The organism is Mesorhizobium sp. M0244, assembly GCF_040321795.1.
Lineage (GTDB): Bacteria > Pseudomonadota > Alphaproteobacteria > Rhizobiales > Rhizobiaceae > Mesorhizobium.
Window position 1 is genome coordinate 1 of record NZ_JAMYSE010000113.1, and the last position, 19,824, is coordinate 19,824.

General features: G+C 59.6%; 15 protein-coding genes and 8 pseudogenes. 16 read left to right on the top strand and 7 right to left on the bottom strand.

Going from position 1 to position 19,824, the window contains the following annotated elements:
- Window positions 1-383: 383 nt before the first annotated feature.
- From NKJ08_RS34405 to NKJ08_RS34415, 3 genes and pseudogenes are all read left to right on the top strand, one after another.
- Window positions 384-1,387: pseudogene (locus NKJ08_RS34405) on the top strand (DUF1403 family protein).
- Window positions 1,388-1,390: 3 nt separating this feature from the next.
- Window positions 1,391-2,113 carry an SMC-Scp complex subunit ScpB gene (gene scpB / locus NKJ08_RS34410; RefSeq protein ID WP_352785581.1) on the top strand — a complete coding sequence of 241 codons (723 nt, stop codon included), beginning with the start codon at window positions 1,391-1,393 and terminating at the stop codon, window positions 2,111-2,113.
- Between the two features lie 351 nt (window positions 2,114-2,464).
- A complete protein-coding gene (locus NKJ08_RS34415; protein WP_352785584.1) occupies window positions 2,465-2,863 on the top strand; it encodes a hypothetical protein in 399 nt (132 codons plus the stop codon).
- 77 nt (window positions 2,864-2,940) lie between these two features.
- Here the strand turns inward: NKJ08_RS34415 and NKJ08_RS34420 are convergent, their stop codons facing one another.
- The gene (locus NKJ08_RS34420; protein WP_352785587.1) at window positions 2,941-3,225 is read right to left on the bottom strand and encodes a hypothetical protein; all 285 of its coding nucleotides are present in this window, start codon (window positions 3,223-3,225) and stop codon (window positions 2,941-2,943) included.
- Between the two features lie 79 nt (window positions 3,226-3,304).
- On the opposite strand from NKJ08_RS34420, the gene NKJ08_RS34425 reads away from it, so the two are divergent.
- The 6 genes and pseudogenes from NKJ08_RS34425 to NKJ08_RS34450 all read left to right on the top strand — a co-directional run bounded on the left by NKJ08_RS34425 (window position 3,305) and on the right by NKJ08_RS34450 (window position 8,826).
- A complete protein-coding gene (locus tag NKJ08_RS34425; protein WP_352785590.1) occupies window positions 3,305-3,514 on the top strand; it encodes a hypothetical protein in 210 nt (69 codons plus the stop codon).
- A 76-nt stretch (window positions 3,515-3,590) separates the two neighbouring features.
- Window positions 3,591-4,169 (top strand): sulfatase-like hydrolase/transferase, encoded by a 579-nt coding sequence (locus NKJ08_RS34430; protein ID WP_352785593.1) that lies wholly within the window; start codon window positions 3,591-3,593, stop codon window positions 4,167-4,169.
- Between the two features lie 476 nt (window positions 4,170-4,645).
- Window positions 4,646-4,886: pseudogene (locus NKJ08_RS34435) on the top strand (hypothetical protein); the annotation flags it as partial.
- A gap of 412 nt (window positions 4,887-5,298) precedes the next feature.
- The gene (locus NKJ08_RS34440) at window positions 5,299-5,460 is read left to right on the top strand and encodes a hypothetical protein (protein ID WP_352785595.1); all 162 of its coding nucleotides are present in this window, start codon (window positions 5,299-5,301) and stop codon (window positions 5,458-5,460) included.
- Window positions 5,461-5,548: 88 nt separating this feature from the next.
- Window positions 5,549-6,634, top strand: coding sequence for an HlyD family secretion protein (locus NKJ08_RS34445; RefSeq protein WP_352785597.1), 1,086 nt, complete (start codon window positions 5,549-5,551; stop codon window positions 6,632-6,634).
- A gap of 32 nt (window positions 6,635-6,666) precedes the next feature.
- Entirely contained in the window at window positions 6,667-8,826 is a 2,160-nt protein-coding gene (locus tag NKJ08_RS34450; RefSeq protein ID WP_352785599.1) for a peptidase domain-containing ABC transporter, read from the top strand.
- A gap of 238 nt (window positions 8,827-9,064) precedes the next feature.
- Here the strand turns inward: NKJ08_RS34450 and NKJ08_RS34455 are convergent, their stop codons facing one another.
- On the bottom strand, window positions 9,065-9,349 hold the full coding sequence (locus NKJ08_RS34455; protein ID WP_352785602.1) for a hypothetical protein: 285 nt from the start codon (window positions 9,347-9,349) through the stop codon (window positions 9,065-9,067).
- Window positions 9,301-9,519, bottom strand: a pseudogene (locus NKJ08_RS34460) (transposase domain-containing protein); the annotation flags it as partial. The gene NKJ08_RS34455 and the pseudogene NKJ08_RS34460, both read right to left, overlap by 49 nt.
- Before the next feature lie 233 nt (window positions 9,520-9,752).
- Here NKJ08_RS34460 and NKJ08_RS34465 point away from each other — a divergent pair.
- Together NKJ08_RS34465 and NKJ08_RS34470 are read left to right on the top strand one after the other, a co-directional pair.
- On the top strand, window positions 9,753-9,887 hold the full coding sequence (locus NKJ08_RS34465) for a hypothetical protein (protein ID WP_352785604.1): 135 nt from the start codon (window positions 9,753-9,755) through the stop codon (window positions 9,885-9,887).
- A 39-nt stretch (window positions 9,888-9,926) separates the two neighbouring features.
- Window positions 9,927-10,128, top strand: a pseudogene (locus NKJ08_RS34470) (IS110 family transposase); the annotation flags it as partial.
- Between the two features lie 626 nt (window positions 10,129-10,754).
- Here NKJ08_RS34470 and NKJ08_RS34475 read toward each other — a convergent pair.
- Window positions 10,755-12,248, bottom strand: a complete 1,494-nt coding sequence (locus NKJ08_RS34475) for an NAD-dependent succinate-semialdehyde dehydrogenase (protein WP_352785607.1) — start codon at window positions 12,246-12,248, stop codon at window positions 10,755-10,757.
- Between the two features lie 135 nt (window positions 12,249-12,383).
- A complete protein-coding gene (locus tag NKJ08_RS34480; RefSeq protein WP_352785609.1) occupies window positions 12,384-12,875 on the bottom strand; it encodes an Lrp/AsnC family transcriptional regulator in 492 nt (163 codons plus the stop codon).
- 439 nt (window positions 12,876-13,314) lie between these two features.
- Here NKJ08_RS34480 and ectB point away from each other — a divergent pair, with 439 nt between their 5' ends.
- The 4 genes and pseudogenes from ectB (at window position 13,315) to NKJ08_RS34500 (ending at window position 17,837) form a co-directional block, all read left to right on the top strand.
- Complete coding sequence (gene ectB, locus NKJ08_RS34485; protein ID WP_502906376.1) at window positions 13,315-14,625, top strand: diaminobutyrate--2-oxoglutarate transaminase; 1,311 nt, start codon at window positions 13,315-13,317, stop codon at window positions 14,623-14,625.
- A 10-nt stretch (window positions 14,626-14,635) separates the two neighbouring features.
- Window positions 14,636-14,833: an ectoine synthase gene (locus tag NKJ08_RS34490; RefSeq protein ID WP_352785611.1), complete on the top strand. Its 198-nt coding sequence runs from the start codon at window positions 14,636-14,638 to the stop codon at window positions 14,831-14,833.
- Window positions 14,834-15,342: 509 nt separating this feature from the next.
- Entirely contained in the window at window positions 15,343-16,818 is a 1,476-nt protein-coding gene (locus NKJ08_RS34495; RefSeq protein ID WP_352785614.1) for an aspartate kinase, read from the top strand.
- A 78-nt stretch (window positions 16,819-16,896) separates the two neighbouring features.
- Window positions 16,897-17,837, top strand: a pseudogene (locus tag NKJ08_RS34500) (IS5 family transposase).
- A 173-nt stretch (window positions 17,838-18,010) separates the two neighbouring features.
- Here NKJ08_RS34500 and NKJ08_RS34505 read toward each other — a convergent pair.
- Window positions 18,011-18,304, bottom strand: a pseudogene (locus NKJ08_RS34505) (transposase); the annotation flags it as partial.
- Window positions 18,305-18,533: 229 nt separating this feature from the next.
- Here NKJ08_RS34505 and NKJ08_RS34510 point away from each other — a divergent pair.
- Window positions 18,534-19,476: pseudogene (locus NKJ08_RS34510) on the top strand (IS630 family transposase).
- Between the two features lie 12 nt (window positions 19,477-19,488).
- Here NKJ08_RS34510 and NKJ08_RS34515 read toward each other — a convergent pair.
- Window positions 19,489-19,731: pseudogene (locus NKJ08_RS34515) on the bottom strand (integrase core domain-containing protein); the annotation flags it as partial.
- Window positions 19,732-19,824: the final 93 nt, after the last annotated feature.

Sequence of the window (19,824 nt, forward strand, 5' to 3'; positions counted from 1 at the left end):
GATGCGCTGATCTTTCACCAGGCCGGTCTGCTGGGCGCGACGGTCCTGACCGGCAATGTTCGGGATTTCGATTACCTCAACCAGCTTGTTCCGTCAGTGCGTGTGATCTTCTACCGGCCTGTGACAGACTTGCGCCCGCAGGGTTGAAAGCGTCTGTGGCAGATATGCCCGTGCACCGTGTTCGTCCAACCTCCTTTAATGACCACCAGTCTTGGTCGCTGAAACTCTCCTGCGACCGTTGAAACGCGGGCGACAACGGCCATTGCTAATGTAAGGACAAAACGAACGATAAGGCTTATCATTCATTCTAAATACGCGACAGGTGCGGCGGTTGTTACGCAAATCAATTGCCAAAAGCGCCGCCATGATTCATCGTGCTGTCGATGATTCTGCGTCCCAAATCCTCTCCGCGCGACTACGCCACGCTTGGCGGTGCCCCTTCGACCGCGCCGATGGCAACAGTGCCGGCCTGGCTGCGCCGCGCCATCCCGGATGCGCAAAGCCTTGCGGGAAAAGGGATAGGGCTAAATGCCCTTGATGACCTCGCGCTCGCCGCAGGTGCCAGCCGGCAGGAGCGGTGGGCCGGCGCCTGGCGGCAGCGCCTGGCGCTTTCGGCGGCCGGGGTGACGGCACGGCAGGCGGGGCGCATCGAGGATGAAAGCGCTCTGCGCGACGCCGTGCTGCTCACCCGACCGGGCGATTTTTTGTCCGTCGGTCCCGCCGGATCGATGCTGCTTGCCTGGCGTCGGCTGGCGGCCCGGCCCGCGGAGGAATTGCTGACGGAGAGCAATCTTGTCGCGGTGCTGGAAGATCTCGGTCACGTCTGCGACGACGAGAGCGTGCGCGACCTGACGAACGATCTTCGCCAGCTCGCCGCCAGTGACGGGACGGTGGGAATGATGACCGGCGCTTTCGCTGCCGTCGAACGCTACGGCTTTGGGCGCGTCCTTGGAGCCTGGCTCGCCGACGCCCTGCTGGCGCAACGGCTGGGGTGGGCAAATGCAGTGCCCCTGCTGGGCACCGAGGCAGCCTTGGGGACAAGCGCCCGCCCGCGTCGATCGGCAGCCAGCTCTGTGGCGACAGGCACTGAGACAAATCCTGAGCGTGCCAAAAATCTGCTTGCCGCGCAGGCGCGCGCCGCGTTGCGCGCAATCGATCTTTCCGCCGAGCTCGAGCGCCGCGCGGACCGGCTGCTTGCCATTACGCCGAAACTCAGGGCCAAGGCAGCGGACGCTGTTGTCGACAAGCTCTTGTCCGACGATGCGATCGTTGCCTCGGAAAAGATCGCCGGCATGAGCGACCGTGGGCTGCGTTCGACCGTCTGGTCGAACTCGGCGCCGTGCGCGAACTGTCCGGCCGTCCGAGTTTTCGTATTTACGGGTTGTGATCGATGGTCGAGGCGGCGCGCGCGAGAAGGGGGAAAGGTCGATCAGATGACCGTCGATCAGCTGACCAGCTGTTTGACCGGGAGCTGGATCACCTGCCGCCGGAGGCGCGTTGGCGTGAGTGGATGCACCGCGTCGAGGCAACGATTTTTGCGGCCAGCGAGCCCGTCAACCGCGAAACGCTCGCCCGAGTCGTTGGCAAGACCTGCAGCATTGATCTCCTCATCGACGACATCCGCGAGGAACTGCGCGGCCGGCCCTATGACCTGGTCGCCGTCGCCGGCGGTTTTCGGCACCTGACCCGGCCGGCCTATGCCGACGCCATCCACAGTGCATTTGGCACCGCCGGTGGCGGCAACGGGCGTGCCGTGGACCTGACGCAGCCAGACGTGCTGGTTCTGATGTGCATCGCTTATTTCCAGCCGATCACCCGTGCCGAACTGTCGTCGTTTTTTGCGAAAGAGATTTCCCGCGATCTGATCGGCCATCTGCGCGGCGCGAAGCTGATTGCGTCCGGTCCGCGCAGTCCGACACCGGGTGCGCCTTATACCTACGTCACCACAAAAGAGTTCCTGCTGGAGTTCGGTCTCGACACGCTGCGCGACCTGCCGGATTTCGAGGCGCTCGAGGATGCCGGACTGCTGAGCAAGGAGAAGCTGCTTGCGGGCGACATCATGCCAGGGTTTTCAGATAGCGATCGGGATGACGTTTCAGAGCCCGACATCTGAAAGCAGATCCGACCCGACCTCGGGGTTTACAGCCCATATCGCCTCTGTCCCGCCTTGGCGCAAGTCGGCCTGGGTCCGTCAAACGAGCGCGCATCAAGCTGCCGTTGCGCGATCCGACCAACGAGGATGGCTATTCCAACGCCGCATCAACAGGGGAAGGAGTCAACCTTCGATGGTCTGAGCGAGATTTGTAAGTCAGCTAGCTCCGCCACGGCGTCAGATCTGAACGTCGAACACAGTTCGATCAAGTCATCTTGCCGGGGCCGGCCAAAGGCCAACCGATAGGTAGCCAGAGACTTTTTCAGATTCCCGTAGCGCTCCACCTCCCGACTAAACGGAGGGATCAGGACCATGCGCTCGATTTTAGCGTCACCGGGGTCGTGCCAGGACCCGGCGCAATTGCCCGATAATGACAGCTGGTCGCTGATCGGCAGGATAATCGGGCTTCTTCTTGCTTCTCGCCAGTTCAGATGCCTCGCGGATTCGCTGGATAAATTCAGCCCCAACAGCAGCCTTGAACTTCTGGAAGATTTCTTCGGAAGTTTTCTGGCTGCGCATCCAATCGGTCCAGCCAGGCCAATTTTCGGCGATGACACCTCCACGGAAGATGCGCTGCACGCCGCCATGCGGGATACCGAGCCTCTTCCTCAGCATCTCATAAATGAGGGCGCGCTCCTTCGCTGTACCAAGCGATCACTTGAGATCAAGCGCTGTCCCTGGCGTCAGGCTGATAAGATTGATAGGCCGTGAGGCGATTCCACCCTCCTGTCCAATCTCGAGCGGCAGCAGCGTGAGGCGGGTGTTTAGCGGTTTGGTCGCCGAACCGATCACATCACATTGAGAGACTTTATGTTCTGTTCGGCGATTGCTTGATTAGAGCAAATGCAGATCACGTCGATCCGATCGACTTTGCCCGTCAGCTCTTCGATCGCCTTCGCAATGACGCCCCGTGCAACGATGGTTTTTCCGAGGCCGACTTCTTCGGCGACGAGAAATTGCCGTATAGCCGACGCATCCGTAATAGACGTCGGAAAACATAGTCCACCGTGGCTCGCTGGAAGGGCTTGAGAAGCTTTAAATGCTCTTCGGCACGATAGGTCATTGGCGTACACCCTTCGAAGCCACGAGCGGTACAAAGCTGGCCCACAGCTTGAGGAACTCCGTTGGGACAATACTTGTGCCGCCATCCGGATGTTCAAGGCGCTTGATGAGCTGGCCGATCTCGATGAGCTCACCGCTACCGAGGCTCAGCGCTCGAACCATCGGCTCGAGAAGGGAAGCACCACCATGGCCGAGCCGTCTCAGCCATTGCCCTTCCCCCGCGGTTTCGCTTTCCAGGAAGCTGCCTTCGCCGAGACCGGCAACGAATCCTGGCGCTTCAAGAGCCGCTCTCAAAGCTGAAGTCCGAAAGCTAATCAGTCGCGCCGATCGGGCTGTGCAACCCCGACCAGCTTCGCCTCATCGGGCGCTTACCGGCGTGCCTCTCAGCACCGAAAGCTGGGGTCCCTTTTGCGCGAAAAAACAGGGTCCCGATTCCACGGTCATTGACAATCATTGCGCTTCTGCAGCCGGTAAGACTGAACTTCCCGTGGGCGGCTATCATATCCCGATGTTCTTCTATGGACCGGGCCTGGTTAAGCCCGGGCATATCAGCACGCTTGTCAGCCAGATCGATCTCCCGCCGACGATCCTCCGTGCACTGGGTGCGAATGGCGAAAGCCATTTCTTCGGCAGGGCAAAAGACGGGTCCAAGCCCGACAACGAGTGCGCCTTCATCAGCAACTATCAGTCGCTCGGGTACATGAAGAACGGGACTTTGTTCGTCCTGCGTCCGAAGGGTGTGGTCGAGAGCTATCCGTGGATCCGACCACCCTCGCTTCACGTCCCGCCCCAGTGGACGCACAGCTGCGTGACGAGGCGATTGCCTACTATCAGACGGCGTCGCGCGACTTCAAAACAGGCGCACTCCGCGCCGCTTGGCAGGACGTGCCGACGAGATTCACGAATTGGAAATGATCGAATGAATGAGTCCCGCGCGATGGACCTGTCGCACTAGCGCTCCCTTGGTGCCGCGCTCGTTTTCGCCTCGCATGTCATCGAAGCGCGGGGGCGACAGCACTATGACCCCGCTTATGAGACGAGCAAGGCATATGACACGTCGGCAACGGCAAGGCATTTCGTTTGGGCGGCCCTTGTCGCGGCCCTCAGTGTCGCGTTCAGCCTTGTGCTCGCTTGCGCCACGCCATTCCCGGCCATCGCTACGGTGGCCGGGGCAAACCTCTCCCGTCGTGGTGCCCTGCTGCAACAGGTGTGTCGTGGCTCGCCAATCAGGCGGTCGGTTACCTCCTACTCGGCTATCCGACGACATGGGATAGTCTTGCATGGGGCGGGGCGATCGGTCTCGCCGCCCTGCTTGCGGCTTTGCGGTGCTGGTGCTGCGCGACCGGGTCGGGGCCCGCCTTGTCGCCTATGTCGCCAGAATCCGCAACGGCGTTGCTGTTTCTCGCATCCTTCGTGGGCCGAGGCCGCCTGATGGCGATGATAACCTACGTCTTCACCATCAATCACGTCGCGAAAATGCTCGGAGAGGACCCCGAACTCCTGGAGGCGATCGTCTGTAACGACGACAATCTGTCCTACGGCAGTCTCATCAGCGTTTACGACGGCACGGGCGCCCATGCCCGCCGCTCGACCAATGACTGGAAACGATTTCCTCGAAGACTTCGTCTCAGACCCAGACATCATCGCACGCATCAAAGCGAAATCTCCGCGGTACAATCGGGCGCTGACACAAGACCACACTGCCGCAAGCTGCTCAGCGCGTTCCAGATGCTGTTCCAGATGCTGTTCCTGACAGGCCGGTTCTCTCGGCAGAATGCTTGGCCGAAATATATCCTCCATGCAGGCAGAGCTCCCTCAGGAGACCTATATTCGACTCTATCCCTAAGTATCCGACCTACCCGCACTGGCCCCTACCAGTGTCGGGTTTGTCGAATCCGCGACACGGTGACGTCTGGCTGGCGTGCCGCCGCGCTATCAGTGAAGCCATTGAATAACATCCAGAACAGTTCTCTGGGTCGCTTCCTGTGCGGTTGGCACGACTCTTGATGTTGGTTGTACGGCGGCAAAAGCCGCTAAATGGCAGACTGGTTCATCTTATTTGATCTCTAGGAAAGGAGACAGCAATGAAGGTCGATCTGTCAGACTATGGTGTGACTGAATTGGCTCCGGAAGAAGCATCCACAATTTCGGGCGGGTGGGCTTTTTTTGCGGCGATAGCTTTCGCGGTGGCGGGATTAATAGGCGTTGTGGCTGCGACTATACTGGATTGGAAGACACACGGTTAGAACATTAGTGTGCAAGCTAAATACCCTTTCTCCTGAAGTTGCCAGCTACACTGCAGAGAGCATTCTCTCCCGACGATCAGGACGATCTTTGATCATCTATCGGCTGATTTTGCTCTCTGTGGTTGCGACGTTGGTGTCGCTGCCACTCATCACCATAGCGATCTCGGTCCAAAGTGCCGGTATCATTCGCCCCACCGTCGAGAAGACGCCCCTGGTCGCACCCGTCTCCGGACGCATCTCCCGTATCCTTGCCGTTGAGAACGATCTGGTTGCCCAGGGGCAGGAGATTCTCGCCCTTGATGATGAGGTGGTTGAGGAAAAGCTCAGGGCGTATAAAGGCGATATTCGCGCTAAGAGTGATCTTGCCCGTGACCTCGAAACCCTGATCTCCTCCGGCACGAAGGCCAAGGACCCGATCCTCCTCCTGACCGAGTCCGCCAAGGCGGAGCGGGCGCATTTTCTCAATCTGCTGCGGGAGAACCAATATGCCAGCAGTAATGCCGCGGCGGAACTCGACCGCGCTAAGCGACTGCTCTCCGCTGCTGCGACCCCCGCAAAGGCCGTTGACGAGAAGGCTTTCGCCCTCCAGAACATTGAGGTTCAGGGGGAGATCCTTGCCCGGCGCAAATCCGCCGAATGGAACCAGCAGCTCTTCGACCTTAACCTGCGCCTCAAGGAACTCACGGCCGCCGTGCATCAGCTCGAGAAGGAACGGGATCTCACCCACATTCGGGCCTCCGTGTCAGGCGCACTCGAGCAATTCACCGGCCTGACCCCCGGCAGCTACATCCAGGCCGGGCAAACCGTTGCTTGGGTTTCGCCGGACGACGAACTGGTGGCGGAAATCTACGTCTCCCCCAAAGACATCGGCTTAGTGCGGGAGGGCCAGTCGGTGCGGCTCCAAGTGGATGCATTCAACTACAATCAATGGGGTCTCATCGATGCGACAGTGCTCGGCGTAGCGCAGGACTTCACCCTCCACGACATGAGCCCGGTCTTCAAGGTCCGCTGCGCACTCTCTCGCACCCATCTCGCACTCAAGAACGGGGTCATCGGTCATCTGAAGAAGGGCATGACCGTGCGGGCCCGCTTCCTCGTGGCAGAACGCACTCTTCTGCAACTCCTCTACAATGAGGCCGACGATTGGCTCAATCCCCTCCTGGCGGGCCACTAATCCTTCCCTATCCAAACAGCCAGCGAGCCGCCATGTCGAGCAAGGTTATCAAGTTCAAGCAGCACGACATCACCGATTGTGGAGCTGCCAGTCTTGCTTCTGTCGCAGCCTTCTATGGTCACAAGCTGCCATTGTCGCGCATCCGCCAGTATGCCTCGACCGACCGCTCCGGCACTACCGTACTGGGCCTCACGGAAGCGGCCCGGAAGCTGGGCTTTGTCGCCAAGGGAGTGAAGGGTGGCTTCGACAGCCTGTACAAGATCCCCAAGCCCGCTATCGCGCACGTCGTCGTCAAGGGGGTCCTTCACCACTTCGTCGTCATCCAGGCGATCGACGCGAGGTGGGTCACCGTCATGGACCCAGCCTATGGCGAAATCCGCAAGCTGACGCACGAGGAATTCAAGACGCAATGGACTGGCGTCCTGGTGCTCCTGGTTCCGGCAGCCACCTTCAAGCGCCGCGACGAGACCATTACGCCGCTTGCCCGGTTCGCGCGTCTGCTTGCGCCACAAAGGGCGGTGATGGCCCAGGCTCTCGCCGGGGCGCTCGTGACGACGGTCCTCGGGCTCTCGACGGCAATCTACGTCCAGAAGATCGTCGATCATGTGATCACAGCGGGCAACCGCAACCTGCTCAACCTGATGAGCCTCGTCATGCTGGTGATCCTGGTGGCGCAGATCCTGATCAATCTCCTCGGGAACCGGCTTATCCTGCAAACGGGGCAGAAGATCGATGTCCACTTGATCCTCGGCTACTACAAGCACATTCTAAACCTGCCCCAGAAGTTCTTCGACAGCATGCGCATGGGCGAAATCATCGCCCGGATGAACGACGCGGTGAAGATCAGGAGCTTCCTGAACGACGTCTCGATCAACATATTCGTTGACGTGCTAATGATTCTATTTTCGTTCGGGCTGATGTGCATCTACTCGTGGAAGATCGCCTTGGTCGTGGCGGTCTCCATTCCGCTGTATCTCTTGGTCTATTGGACCATCAACCGGCTGAATAGGAAGCACCAGCGCGCGATTATGGAGGATGCCGCCAACCTGGAGGCGGAGCTGGTGGAATCCCTCGGAGCTGTCTCCACAATCAAGACCTCCGGCGTGGAGAGTTTCGCCAACTTCAAGATGGAGATCCGTTTCATCAAGATGCTGCACTCAGTCCACAGTTCCGGTCTCATCTCGATCTTCGGGGATAATGCCTCGACTTTCCTCTCGACCCTATTCACCATCGTGCTGATGTGGTTCGGAACGACGCTTGCCCTGGATCAAACCGTCACGCCCGGCGAGTTACTGTCCTGTTATACGTTACTCGGCTATGTCATCCGGCCGGTCGCCAATCTGATCCAGACTAATCGGATCGTTCAGGATGGCTTCATCGCAGCGGATCGCCTGTTTGAGATCTTCGACCTGGAGCAGGAGACAAGCGGCGGCGGCATCGATGCCACAAAGTCCGACCTTGGTGATATTCGCCTGGAGAACGTCACGTTCCGCCATGGTTCGCAGCCGGAGCTTTTCCACGATCTCAGCGTCACCTTCCGCCGGGGCGAGATGACGGCCGTGGTGGGGGAAAGCGGCTCGGGCAAGAGCACCCTTGCGGCGTTGCTGCAGAATGTCTACCCGCTTGAGGGAGGACGCATCCGGATCGGTCCCTTTGCCCTCCAGGATCTCTCAACAGTGTCCGTGCGCAAGGCTATCGCTGCTGTGCCGCAATCGGTCGATGTGTTCTCGGGCTCGGTGGTCGGGAACATCGCCCTTGGCGAGTTCGAGCCGGACATCGAGAAGATCCTGCACATCTGCGATCAAATAGGGCTACGAGAGCTGATCGAGCGCTGGCCCGGCGGTCTCCAGACCTATTTGGGCGAGAATGGTATACGCCTCTCCGGTGGCGAGAAGCAGCAGCTTGCGTTGGCTCGGGCTCTGTACCGGGATCCGGAGATCCTGATCCTCGACGAAGCGACTTCCTCTCTCGACTCGATAGCCGAGGGGTTTGTCCTGCGAATCATTGAAGATCTTCGTCGGGCCGGTAAGACCATAATCGTCATCGCTCATCGACTCAGCACCATTCGTAGGGCCGACAAGATCGTGGTCTTCGACAAGGGACAGCTTATTGAGGAGGGGAGGCATGCTGATCTGCTGGCAACTGAAGGTGCTTACGCGCGCTTGTGGCGGGCGCAAACCGGATCCAGCTAACCACGACGGTGCCGTAGCGCATCGATCACCGCCAGATCCGGTCATCGAGACCTAGCAGCGTGGCCTGCAGCATCACGTATGAGCTGACGCGGATCGCATCGTCGCACTCGGTGAATAGCGTCTCGCCTGCCCTGCATAACCGCAACATTCCTCCGCATCGTCTGTAACTACGCATCCGGTGAAGACCGCAGACGTGCATATCCGATGCCATGAGGACCTGAGCACCGCGGTGCTGGGGTCAAGCTTTCGATGGGGAGACGCGATGATGTTCTTCGAGGAGGAGTTCGACCTCTTCGATGCCTTCATCGGTGAAGACCAAGATCCCGTCGTCATCGTTAGCCCCGTACACCCAGATCACGCCATCCTCGGGCTCGAGACCGAGGGTCAGGTCCTGGATGAGCTCTTCGCTGACGCCGAGGTCCCTGGCGACACGTTCGACGGTGTAGATGTGATGCACCTTATTGCGCTGCATGATCAGGCCGCCGCTGGTTGGGTCCGCAGTTTTGCGGGTCTCCAATTCCACGGCAGCAAATCATCGATCCGATGGGCTGGATAGGCGGGCAGTCGAGCGAGGACGTGGGCGAGCCAGACTTGCGGATCGATATCGTTCATCTTGGCGCTGACGATCAGGCTGTAGAGAACGGCAGCGCGCTGTCCGCCGCGATCGGAACCGCAGAACAGTGCGGCGCGGCGATCAGGATGAGATCTATAAACTCATCAGTCGCGTTTGAAGCCATATGCGAGAGCGGCTAAGCTTAGCGGAAAGCCAGGAGCTTTCGCATGGTAGCTGGCGTTTGCAAGATCAAAGACGGATGGGCTACGCAGGATAGCGTTTGGATTCGTTATGGCGACGGCAAGGAGTTGGAGATCCCTGCCAGCGAATACGAGGCAAAGGGCTATCAGCCTGAAATCGATGATTTGCCGGCATGTCCGCCAAACAAAGGCAGGACAAATGCCAACCGGACCTGAAAGCCAGAAGCGCCCCTGCCGACGTAATCGTCAACGCCGTCGGCGTCATGCGCATCGCCACCGGCGAGAAAGCCGACGACATTGTTGAATGACGGCAAAGCCCCTCCCACCGAGAGGTGTGAGCCAAACGCATGATGACCCGCACGCTCGTGGCAGCACGCACCCGGCTGGTCCGGGTCACCGTCGAGCATTCCAACCAGATCCGAGGCCATGAAAACGTTCGGCTTGCTCGTTCCCGCAGGTAAGGGAACTACATTCGAAAAGACCCTTCTTCCCGATCAGAACGAGCTTGCTCCTATCGTCCTACCGATGTTGGAGGCCTGGCGCTCTGTGGGATATGTGTTCAGTCGGAGTGTTAAGGCCGAAAGTTGCAACAGATCATCCATCAAACGGTAGATGACGCCGCCGCCCGAAACATATCACAAAGTGATGAAGCGGAGGGAAAGCGGCGATCCACGGGCGCCCGTATACCTCAACGGTGGCTCGCCATTCCAGCCTTACGAGGACGGGACACGGGCAGGTGAGGCAGGAAAGGTTGCCGGGCTCGGTGTCCCGCCCCGCCGCATTTATCAGACGATCGAGCCGCGTCGTCACGACCCGGTGGATGCGGACGGAACCGGGAAGTAGATCCACAGGGCGTACAGAGTACCCTCAATGGCTTGCAAATCGTGTGTTTCAATGTTTTTTTGGCTAGGCCTATTCGTCCATGGGGGGGCTATGGCGTTGTGGACGCGGCTACCCTCAACAATGACAGTCCCGATTCAAACATCATTGGCGCAAGAGACCCTCGAGCGCCGCTTACCTCGCTTGGTCGGGGGCTTGGCTTTTCTCGCCATGAGGTAGACAGACTTCTGCACAATCAGTGGCCTAACCCCCTTCGAGCACATCTGCAAAATCTGGACTGAGCAGCCGCAAAGGTTTCAGGCTAAACCCAATCCATCACATGCCGGACCGAACACCTAGGCTACATCGAGACAAAGGTATTTGAGATCGGTGAAGGCTTCGAGCCCGTGGCGAGACCCTTCGCGGCCGACGCCGGACTGCTTGACGCCGCCAAACGGGATCGGCGCGCCGGTTATCTTGACCCGGTTGATGGCGACCATGCCGTAGTCGAGCGCGCGGCCCATGCGCTGCTGGCGGGCGCCGTTCTCGGTCACGACATAGGCGACGAGGCCGTATTCGGTGGCGTTGGCGCGCGCGACCACTTCATCCTCGCTGTCGAATGGCGTCACCGCTGCCACTGGGCCAAAGGTCTCTTCGCGCATGATCAGCGCCTCGTCGGGCACGTCCACAAGCAGCGTCGGCTGGTAGAACAGCGATCCCGCCGCGTGAAGCTTGCCGCCCGCAAGGCAGCGCGCGCCGCGGACGAGCGCGTCAGCAACCTGCTCCTCTACCTTTTTGACGGCCCGCTCATGCATCAGCGGTCCGATGTCGGTTTCATCGGCAAGCCCGTTGCCGATCCGCAAGATCTCGACGCGTCGAGCGAAGGCGGCGCAGAACCGGTCGTAAAGCGAACGCTGCACATAAATGCGGTTGGCGGCAAGGCAGTCCTGGCCTGACGTGGCGAATTTGGCGTCGATAGCGATGCTCACAGCTCTGTCGATATCGGCATCGTCGAAGACGATCAGCGGAGCGTGGCCGCCGAGTTCCATCACCAGCCGCTTCATCGTCGGCGCACTTTGCGCCGCGATCAACCGGCCGACTTCGGTCGAGCCGGTGAAGCTCATGGCGCGAACGCGGGCGTCCTCGCACATGCGCCCAACGATCGTCGAAGCCTTGCCGGTGATGACGTTGAAGACACCAGCCGGCAGACCGGCACGTTCGCCGAGTTCGGCCAGCGCCAGTGCCGACAGTGGCGTTTCCGAGGACGGATGCGCGACGATGGTGCAGCCTGCGGCGAGTGCTGCCGCCGCCTTGCGGGTCAACATCGCTGACGGAAAGTTCCAAGGCGTGACGACGCCGACGACACCGAGCGGCTCGCGCCGCACCATCATTTCCGCGTTCGGCAGGTGGCTGGTGACGCTCTCGGCGTTCAGGCGTTTCGCTTCTTCGGCATACCACTCAACGAAGGAGGCGGCATAGTCGATCTCGCCCAGCGACTCCTTCAGCGGCTTGCCCTGTTCGAGCGTCATTAGCAGCGCGAGGTCGTCTTTTGCAGTGACGATCAGCTCGAACCATTTTCGCAGGATCCTTGCGCGCTCCTGCGGCAGCAGAGCCCGCCAGGCGGGAAAGGCGCGCGAAGCGGCATCGATCGCTTCTGTCGTTTGCTGCGCATCAAGCGCGGCAACGAAGGCAATGGTGGCGCCGCTGGCCGGATCGGTGACTTCGAAGCTTTCGGCGGCCTCGCTCGCCGTCCAGTGCCCGTCGACATAGGCGAGTTCGCGCAGCAGCCGGCGGTCGAGGAGGCGATCGAGCGCGTCATGGCGGATCGTGCGGGCAAAGTGCGCGGACATGGTCGAGACCTCCCGGGTCGGACTGATACGGGAAGGCTATCCGCAGTGCGCGGACAGAGAGGCTGTTTGGATGCCTGCCCGTAGAGAGAGTCTCTCTATTGTGCACCCCGGGAAGAGGATATCTCTGGGGTCTTGTTACGATTGCGCCGGCAGCAGGTCGGCCACCGGCACGACGCTCTCGTCCTTCACCGTCTTGGTGACGATGTAGGTGAAGTAACGGTCGATGCCGATCTCGCGCTCGAGCAAGCCGTCGACCAGCCGCTGATAGGCATCGATGTCGCGCGCCATCACCTTCAGCACATAGTCGACGCCGCCACCCACCGACCAGCAGGCGACGACCTCGGGGATGTCACGGATGATGCGTTCGAAGCGATCGAAATCGGCTTGGCGGTGGCTGGCCAGAGTCACCTGCATCAGCACGGTGGCGACAGGTGCGATCAAACGCATGGCGACGCTGGCGCGATAGCCCGAAACGATGCCAGCCTTTTCCAGCTTGCGCAGCCGCATCCAACACGGCGTTGGCGACAGGCCGACCTTGTCGGCCAGCGCCAGCTTGGTGATGCGCCCGTCGCGCTGGATGGCGTCGAGGATTTTGAGATCGATCGGATCGAGTCTTAGGAACGCCATGCTAAGTATCCATTTGACGCACTTATATCAGTTCAATTTCCGGCCTGTAGCATGCTCCGTCGTCAGCGCCGATCGCAATGTGATCCGCTCTCAGTCGCGCGTTGTTAAACCCCTTCGCCATTCCTGAGAAAACGCCGGGCAACCGACACCTACTGTCGTGTCTGTCGAATCCGCGACACATTGTTTTCGGCGGGCTGCCTGCTGCACTTCGGGTCAAGTCATTGAACTAAACTCAGAAAAATATTTCTAAGGCGCCCTCGGCGCAATTGGCATGACTTTTGAGAAGTTCTCTTCGTGAAACGCCACGCGATGCGGCACTAGTGTTCGCCTGGAGGATTCGAATGGTCAGTGACAGCCAGAGCTTCTCGTTGCCACGCAACATCCAGTTCTCCCTTGGCCCCGCAACGGTTCTCGTGGGTCTGCCCAGCCGAGGGAAGCAATGATGATTGTCCAAAGTGCACCAGATCGCGAGGAGGAATTCGCGATTTTCAACCAGCTTGAGTCTGAAGTGCGCAGCTACGCCCGTAGCTTTCCCGTCGTTTTCGCGAGGGCACGGGGGGCTCAGCTGTTTGCGCGAGATGGGACAGCCTATCTCGACTTTCTCATGGGCTGCTCAAGTCTAAACTATGGGCACAACCCCCCTGAGCTGAAGTCCGCGCTCGCAGACTACATAGCGAGTGACGGCATCACCCATGGCCTCGATCTGTATAACGAAGCCAAGGAATCCTTTCTGCGAGAATTCCACGAGACGATCCTTAGGCCGCGACAACTAGACTACGTCGTACAGTTTCCCGGTCCGACCGGCGCCAACGCGGTCGAGGCTGCCCTCAAGCTAGCGCGTAAGATCACTGGTCGGTCCAACATTGTAGCCTTCACCAATGGCTTTCATGGCGTGAGCCTCGGCGCTCTCTCGTGCACGGGCAACCGATACCACCGCGCAGTCGCCGGCCAGCTACTCAGCGGCGTCACGCGGCTACCCTATGACGGCTACCTTGGATCCGCTGTAGACACCGCCGATTACCTTGATCGGCTGCTCTCCGATCCCTCCAGCGGCGTGGACGCCCCGGCGGCGGTGATCCTCGAGACAGTCCAGGGCGAAGGCGGCCTCAATGTCGCCGGGATGGCATGGCTGCGCAAGGTGGCGGCCATTGCGCGCAAACACGGAGCTCTACTGATCGTAGACGACATTCAGGCGGGAATTGGCCGGACCGATGCGTTCTTCAGCTTCGAGGCGGCCGGTCTCCGCCCGGACATCGTCACAATGGCCAAATCGATATCGGGCTATGGCCTGCCTATGGCCCTCGTTCTTATTGATCGAAAACTCGACAAGTGGGAGCCCGGAGAGCACAACGGAACGTTCCGCGGCAATTGCCATGCTTTTGTGACCGCCCGGGCAGCCCTGGAGCACTTCTGGCGAACGGACAGCTTGGCAGCGTCCGTCAGCAAGAGAGGCAACCTGCTGAAAACTCGCCTTGATCAGATCGCGCAGAAGTACGACCCAAGCCGAGTGTCAGCCAAGGGTCGTGGCATGATGCGGGGCATCGATCTGAAGTCTGGCGAGGTAGCCGGGCAAGTCATCAGCACCGCCTTCCAGAGGGGCCTCATTGTGGAGACCGCTGGTCCTTATGACGAGGTTGTGAAGTGTCTGCCACCTCTTGTCATTGGCGAGGATCAGCTTTGCCAAGGGCTCGACATCATCGAGGACGCTATCGACAGCGTGATTGGCAGCACCGTGAACACGGCAGCGTAAGAGGTGAATCATGATCGTCCGGGATTTTAATGAGGAGAAACTGACAGCCGGGCGGGTCCAGACGACGAGTTGGGAAAGCGGGCGGATGCTCCTCAAGAACGATGGGATGGGCATATCACTAGGATCTATTCGGACGCCCGGGCTCAAGATGCACTTTCGGAACCACCTTGGGGCGATCTACTGCATCTCAGGAACGGGTTCTATCTAGGATCCGCAGGCGGATGAGGTCCATGTCGTGCGACCGAACATCATTTACGCGTTCGATAAGCATGAGGCCTACCTGTTGGGCCGAGATCGAATTGGTGTTGGCCTACGTCTTTGTACCTTCCTTGGCCGGCAGCGAGGTGCATGGTGAGACCGGCGCATATCCTCTCGACTCTAACTGAGGCGATCTGATTTCGCCACAGAGAAGGTTAATGAGCGTCGACATCGAGCGTATTCGGCTCCTTCGCCTCACCGCGGTCGCTCGTCATGCCAGAGGCCATGGCTTCCCCTGCGCTAGCACACCCGCAGACCAGGAAAGTACGACGACGCGTGGATTCGATCTACCTCCCATGGCTGGCGTTTCGGAGAACCTTCGCACGGCATGGTAGCGCTACGAGCTACGTCAGAAGGAGAAGAACGTATGGACGTCAGCGCGCATGCAAGACGTATGGACGGCGCGCTGGTGCCGCGGGTTGTCAACTGACCAACCTACCTCGCCGAAAAGGATTTGAGGTGAATCTCCTGCCTAACCGCGAGCCTAACGCCCACACTGTCGAGAAGATCGGAGGCACGTCGATCTCCAACACCGCTGCCGTACTCAAGAACGTCCTAATCGGAGGACGCAAGGGCAGCGCACTCTACAACCGTATATTCGTCGTATCCGCTTATAGTGGAATGACCGATCTGCTCCTCGAGCACAAGAAAACCGGCAAGCCCGGCGCCTATGCGCGCTTTGCGGGCGACAGATCAAGATCGGCTTTGGTCGAAGCGATCGCAGAGGTCCATCGTGAGATGAGGAGGATCAATGCGGAAGTCTTCGGCCGCTCGCCGGAAAGGCGCGTCGCCGATGATTTTGTTCGCGACCGCATCGAAGGAGTGCGCGGCTGCCTGTTGGATCTGCAGCGGCTTTGCTCAAATGGCCCCTTCAGGCTCGAAGAGCACTTGCATACCGTGCGCGAGGTTCTCGCCGCGCAGGGCGAAGCCCACAGTTCCCACAACACGGCACTGCTCCTCAGGACACTTGGCGTGGAGGCGATCTTTGTGGACATGACGGGCTGGCGTGACGAAACTGAAATAAGCCTTGACGAGCGAATCGAGACGGCGCTATCCGCGATCGACCTCGGCAAGCAGCTGCCGATCATCACGGGCTACAGCCGATGCCCAGCTGGCCTGGTGCGGCTCTATGGCCGTGGCTACACCGAGTTTACATTCGCCCGGATCGCCGTACGCACAGGCGCCAAGGAGGCAATAATCCACAAGGAGTACCATCTTTCGACAGCCGACCCCAAGATTGTCGGCATTGAACGGGTCCGCACCATCGGCCACACCAACTATGATGTCGCCGATCAGCTCTCTAACCTCGAAGTGGAGGTGATACATCCGGCTGCAGCCAAGGAGTTGCGCCATGCGAATATAGCTCTTCGTTTCAAGAATACCTTCGAACCTGGGGACGAAGGAACCGTCATTACGCGCGACTACGTCTCTGACACACCGCAGGCAGAGATTATCACCGGCCTCAGAGGAGTGTATGCTCTAGAGTTTTTCGAGCAGGATATGGTGGGTGGGAACGACTATGATGCGGAGATACTCAAGAAGTTGAAAGGCTATGACGTCCGCGTCGTCACTAAGGCATCAAACGCAAATACCATCACGCATTATATAGCCGCGGCACCCGACGTAATCGCGCCCCTTGTCCAGGCCCTAGAGGAAAGCTTTCCGACGGCTGATATTGTTACAAAGAAGGTGAGCATTGTCTCAGCCATCGGAAGCGACCTAAATCTCCAGAACCTAGCGGCCATTGCTGTGCAAGCGCTAGCAGATGCTTGCATAGAGGTCCTAGGCATCCACCAGCTCATGCGCAGCGTAGATATAATCTTCATAGTTGATGAATCCCGCTTTGACGACGCTGTTAGGGCGCTTCACCGCGCTCTGATCGAACATTCATGGCTGCCTCTTGCAGCGCAGCCTTCGTCCAGCGTGGAGCGCTAATGAGACCTGTGCGCGGGTGTCTGGACTGGCGTGTTGATCTGTGATTCTCTCAATAAGTACAATGGATTGAGGGATGCGATGTCACGTCGGCGCATCGGTCAGGAAAAGTTTGGTTTTGCTGTTGATCGCGGCCAGCGTTCGTCTTTGGATGCGCTTGCCAGACTGATTGACTGGGTGCCGATCGATCAGGCCCTTTGTGTGATTTCCTGCTCTGCGAAGGGCGAGCCTGCCTGGCCGCCAGAGGCCTTGTTCAAGGCGATGCTGCTGTCGATCTGGTACGACTTGTCCGACGTCAAGCTTGCCGAGCGCTGGACGACAGAGGATCGTTCCGACGGTTCTGCGGGTTTTCGGTTCAAGAGCCGACACCTGAGCGAACGGCTTTCGTGCGTTTTCGAAAGGCCCTTGTGGTCCATGGTCTGGACAAGACGCTGTTCGACGAGATCACCCGCCAGCTCAAGGCCAAAGCGATTCAGGTGAAGACCGGTACACTTGTCGATGCGACGATCATCGCCTCGGCCAGTGAGGATGACGAAGAGGGCCATTGGGTCAAGCATAAGGGCCGACCAGCGGTTCATGGCTTCAACGCCCATGTCGGTGCCGACGCCGATACAGCTCTGGTCGAGGAGATCGCTGTCACGCCCGCCAACATCAACGACGGCAAGGCCGGTCCCGATGCTCTGCCTGACAACCCCGGCCAGGTGTTTGCCGACAGCGCCTATCGCGGCAACCATTTCGGCGACGCGGTGCGTGCCAAGGGTGGAACGCCACGCATCGTCGCCACCGGCATGTGGGGACGGGATGAAGCCGAAACACGGGCACGCCTTGAGGCCTGGAACCAACCGATCCACCGCATTCGTGGCCGGATCGAGAAGATTTTCGGCACATGGAAACGAAGCTACGGCCTTCGCCGGATGCGATGGCGAGGGCTTGCAAAGGCAGGCGTTCAAATTCGCCTCACCGCCATCGCCTACAATATGAAACGCAGTTTGAAGGTCATGGTCATCGCTATGGCTGGATAGCGGCAAAAACACCACTGACGCTCACACGAGAGCGTCAAAAGACACAGCCGACGACGTCGGCGCTGATATCGTTGCGCCCTTTACGCTGAAGCCGAAAAGATCAAACAAAATCAATGCAAATGCTTCCCGCGCACAGGTCTCCCTAATACCACAGGTCTCCCTAATACCAAGAGTCATGGGGTTTGACCGACATGGGCCCATTGGCGCATCCCGATTGATGTGATGGTCTCGGAAGCTGCGAGGAGTTTCTGCCAGGCGTCGCAGGCCGCATCGATGATATCGTCATAGCTGTCGAAGACACGGTTGGAGAGCCAGTTCTGGCGCATATACTGCCAGACGTTCTCGACCGGGTTCAGCTCCGGCGCGCGCGACGGCAGGAAGATCGGGGTGATGTTGTCCGGTATGCTGAGGTTTGCGGTGGTGTGCCATCCGGCGTGATCCATGACGAGTACGGCATGGGCGCCCTTTGTCGCGCTGTATTTAAAGGTGAGACTGCTCGCCTAATGATTGCAAGCCCTTAGCCTTGTACTTAACTTGAGAATTTGCATTTAATTTGAGATTCGCGCTTGGCTCGCTGCAGTTAATGTGAGATTCTGACGGTCTAACGTTAGAGCACGTCCTGTGATCGATGAATCGATTGTGATGTGACGGCTGCGTTTTGTGCTGATTCAACATCCACCTCGATGGAGGTGGACGATGGGAAGAGCATTGAGCGGTGATCTTCGGTCGCGGGTCTTGAAGGCTTCGGACGAGGGCATGTCGGCGCGGCAAGCGGCGGCGCGGTTCGGCGTGGGAGTGTCCAGCGCGATCCGCTGGATTGCGCGGGCGAAGATCGGCGAACTGGCGCCACGCCCGCAGGGCCGCCGCCGCGCCTCCAGCCTCGATGCGCATGAAGCCTTCATCGTCGGGCTGATCGAGGAGCGCAAGGACATCACGCTGAACGAGATGGTGGAGCGGCTCGTCGCCGAGCAGTCAGTGCGGATCAGCCGCAGCGCCTTGAGCGCCTGGCTTCGCGGTCACGGCTGGACATTCAAAAAAAGTCCGCGCACGCACTGGAGCAGGGTCGCCTCGACATCCTGAAGCGACGCCGGGACTGGTTCGACGGCCAGCTCGATCTGATCCGGCGAAGCTCGTGTTCATCGATGAGACCGGCCTCTCCACAAAGATGGCCCGCCTGCGTGGAAGAGCGCCGCGCGGCGAGCGCTGCCGGGCCGGCGTGCCGCATGGCCACTGGAAGACCACGACCTTCACCGGAGCGCTGCGGCTGACGGGCATGACTGCGCCCTTCGTCTACGACGGCGCCATGAACGGCAACGTGTTCCTGGCCTATGTCGAGCAGGTGCTGGTCCCAACATTGTCGGAGGGCGACGTAGTCGTCATGGACAACCTGCCCGCCCACAAGGCCGCCGGCGTGCGCGACGCGATTGAGGCCGCAGGCGCGAGCCTGCTCTACTTGCCGCCCTACAGTCCCGACTTCAATCCGATTGAGAACGCCTTCGCCAAACTCAAGGCGCTGCTGCGAGCAAAGGCCGAGAGAACCATCAAGGCTCTCTGGGACGCGGTCGGCGCGGTCGTCGACCTCTTCACCCCAGCCGAATGTGCCAACTACTTCAAAGCCGCAGGATATGAGCCGGATTAAACAGGACGTGCTCTAGTTGTTCGGTCCCGGCATTTGCTGGAGCGGATTGAGGGTGAAGCGTTCCGGTTGTGACGCCCACGCCTTGCAGATGAACTCGTAGGGCGTGAGACCCTTGAGGGTCTTGAGTCTGCGAGCGAAGTTGTAGGCGGCAACGAAGTCGGCGAGATGGGTGCGTAGCTGGTCATGGCTCTCGTAGTAGAAGCGCTTGACGGTGGCGTCCTTGATGGTCCGGTTCATTCTCTCGACCTGGCCGTTATCCGGTATGTGATCTGTGGTGCCTTTTCGTCCTGCTGTTCTTGTTTTGGAACGGCCTTATGGTGAGCCCATCCGGGACGTGGGGCACCGGGA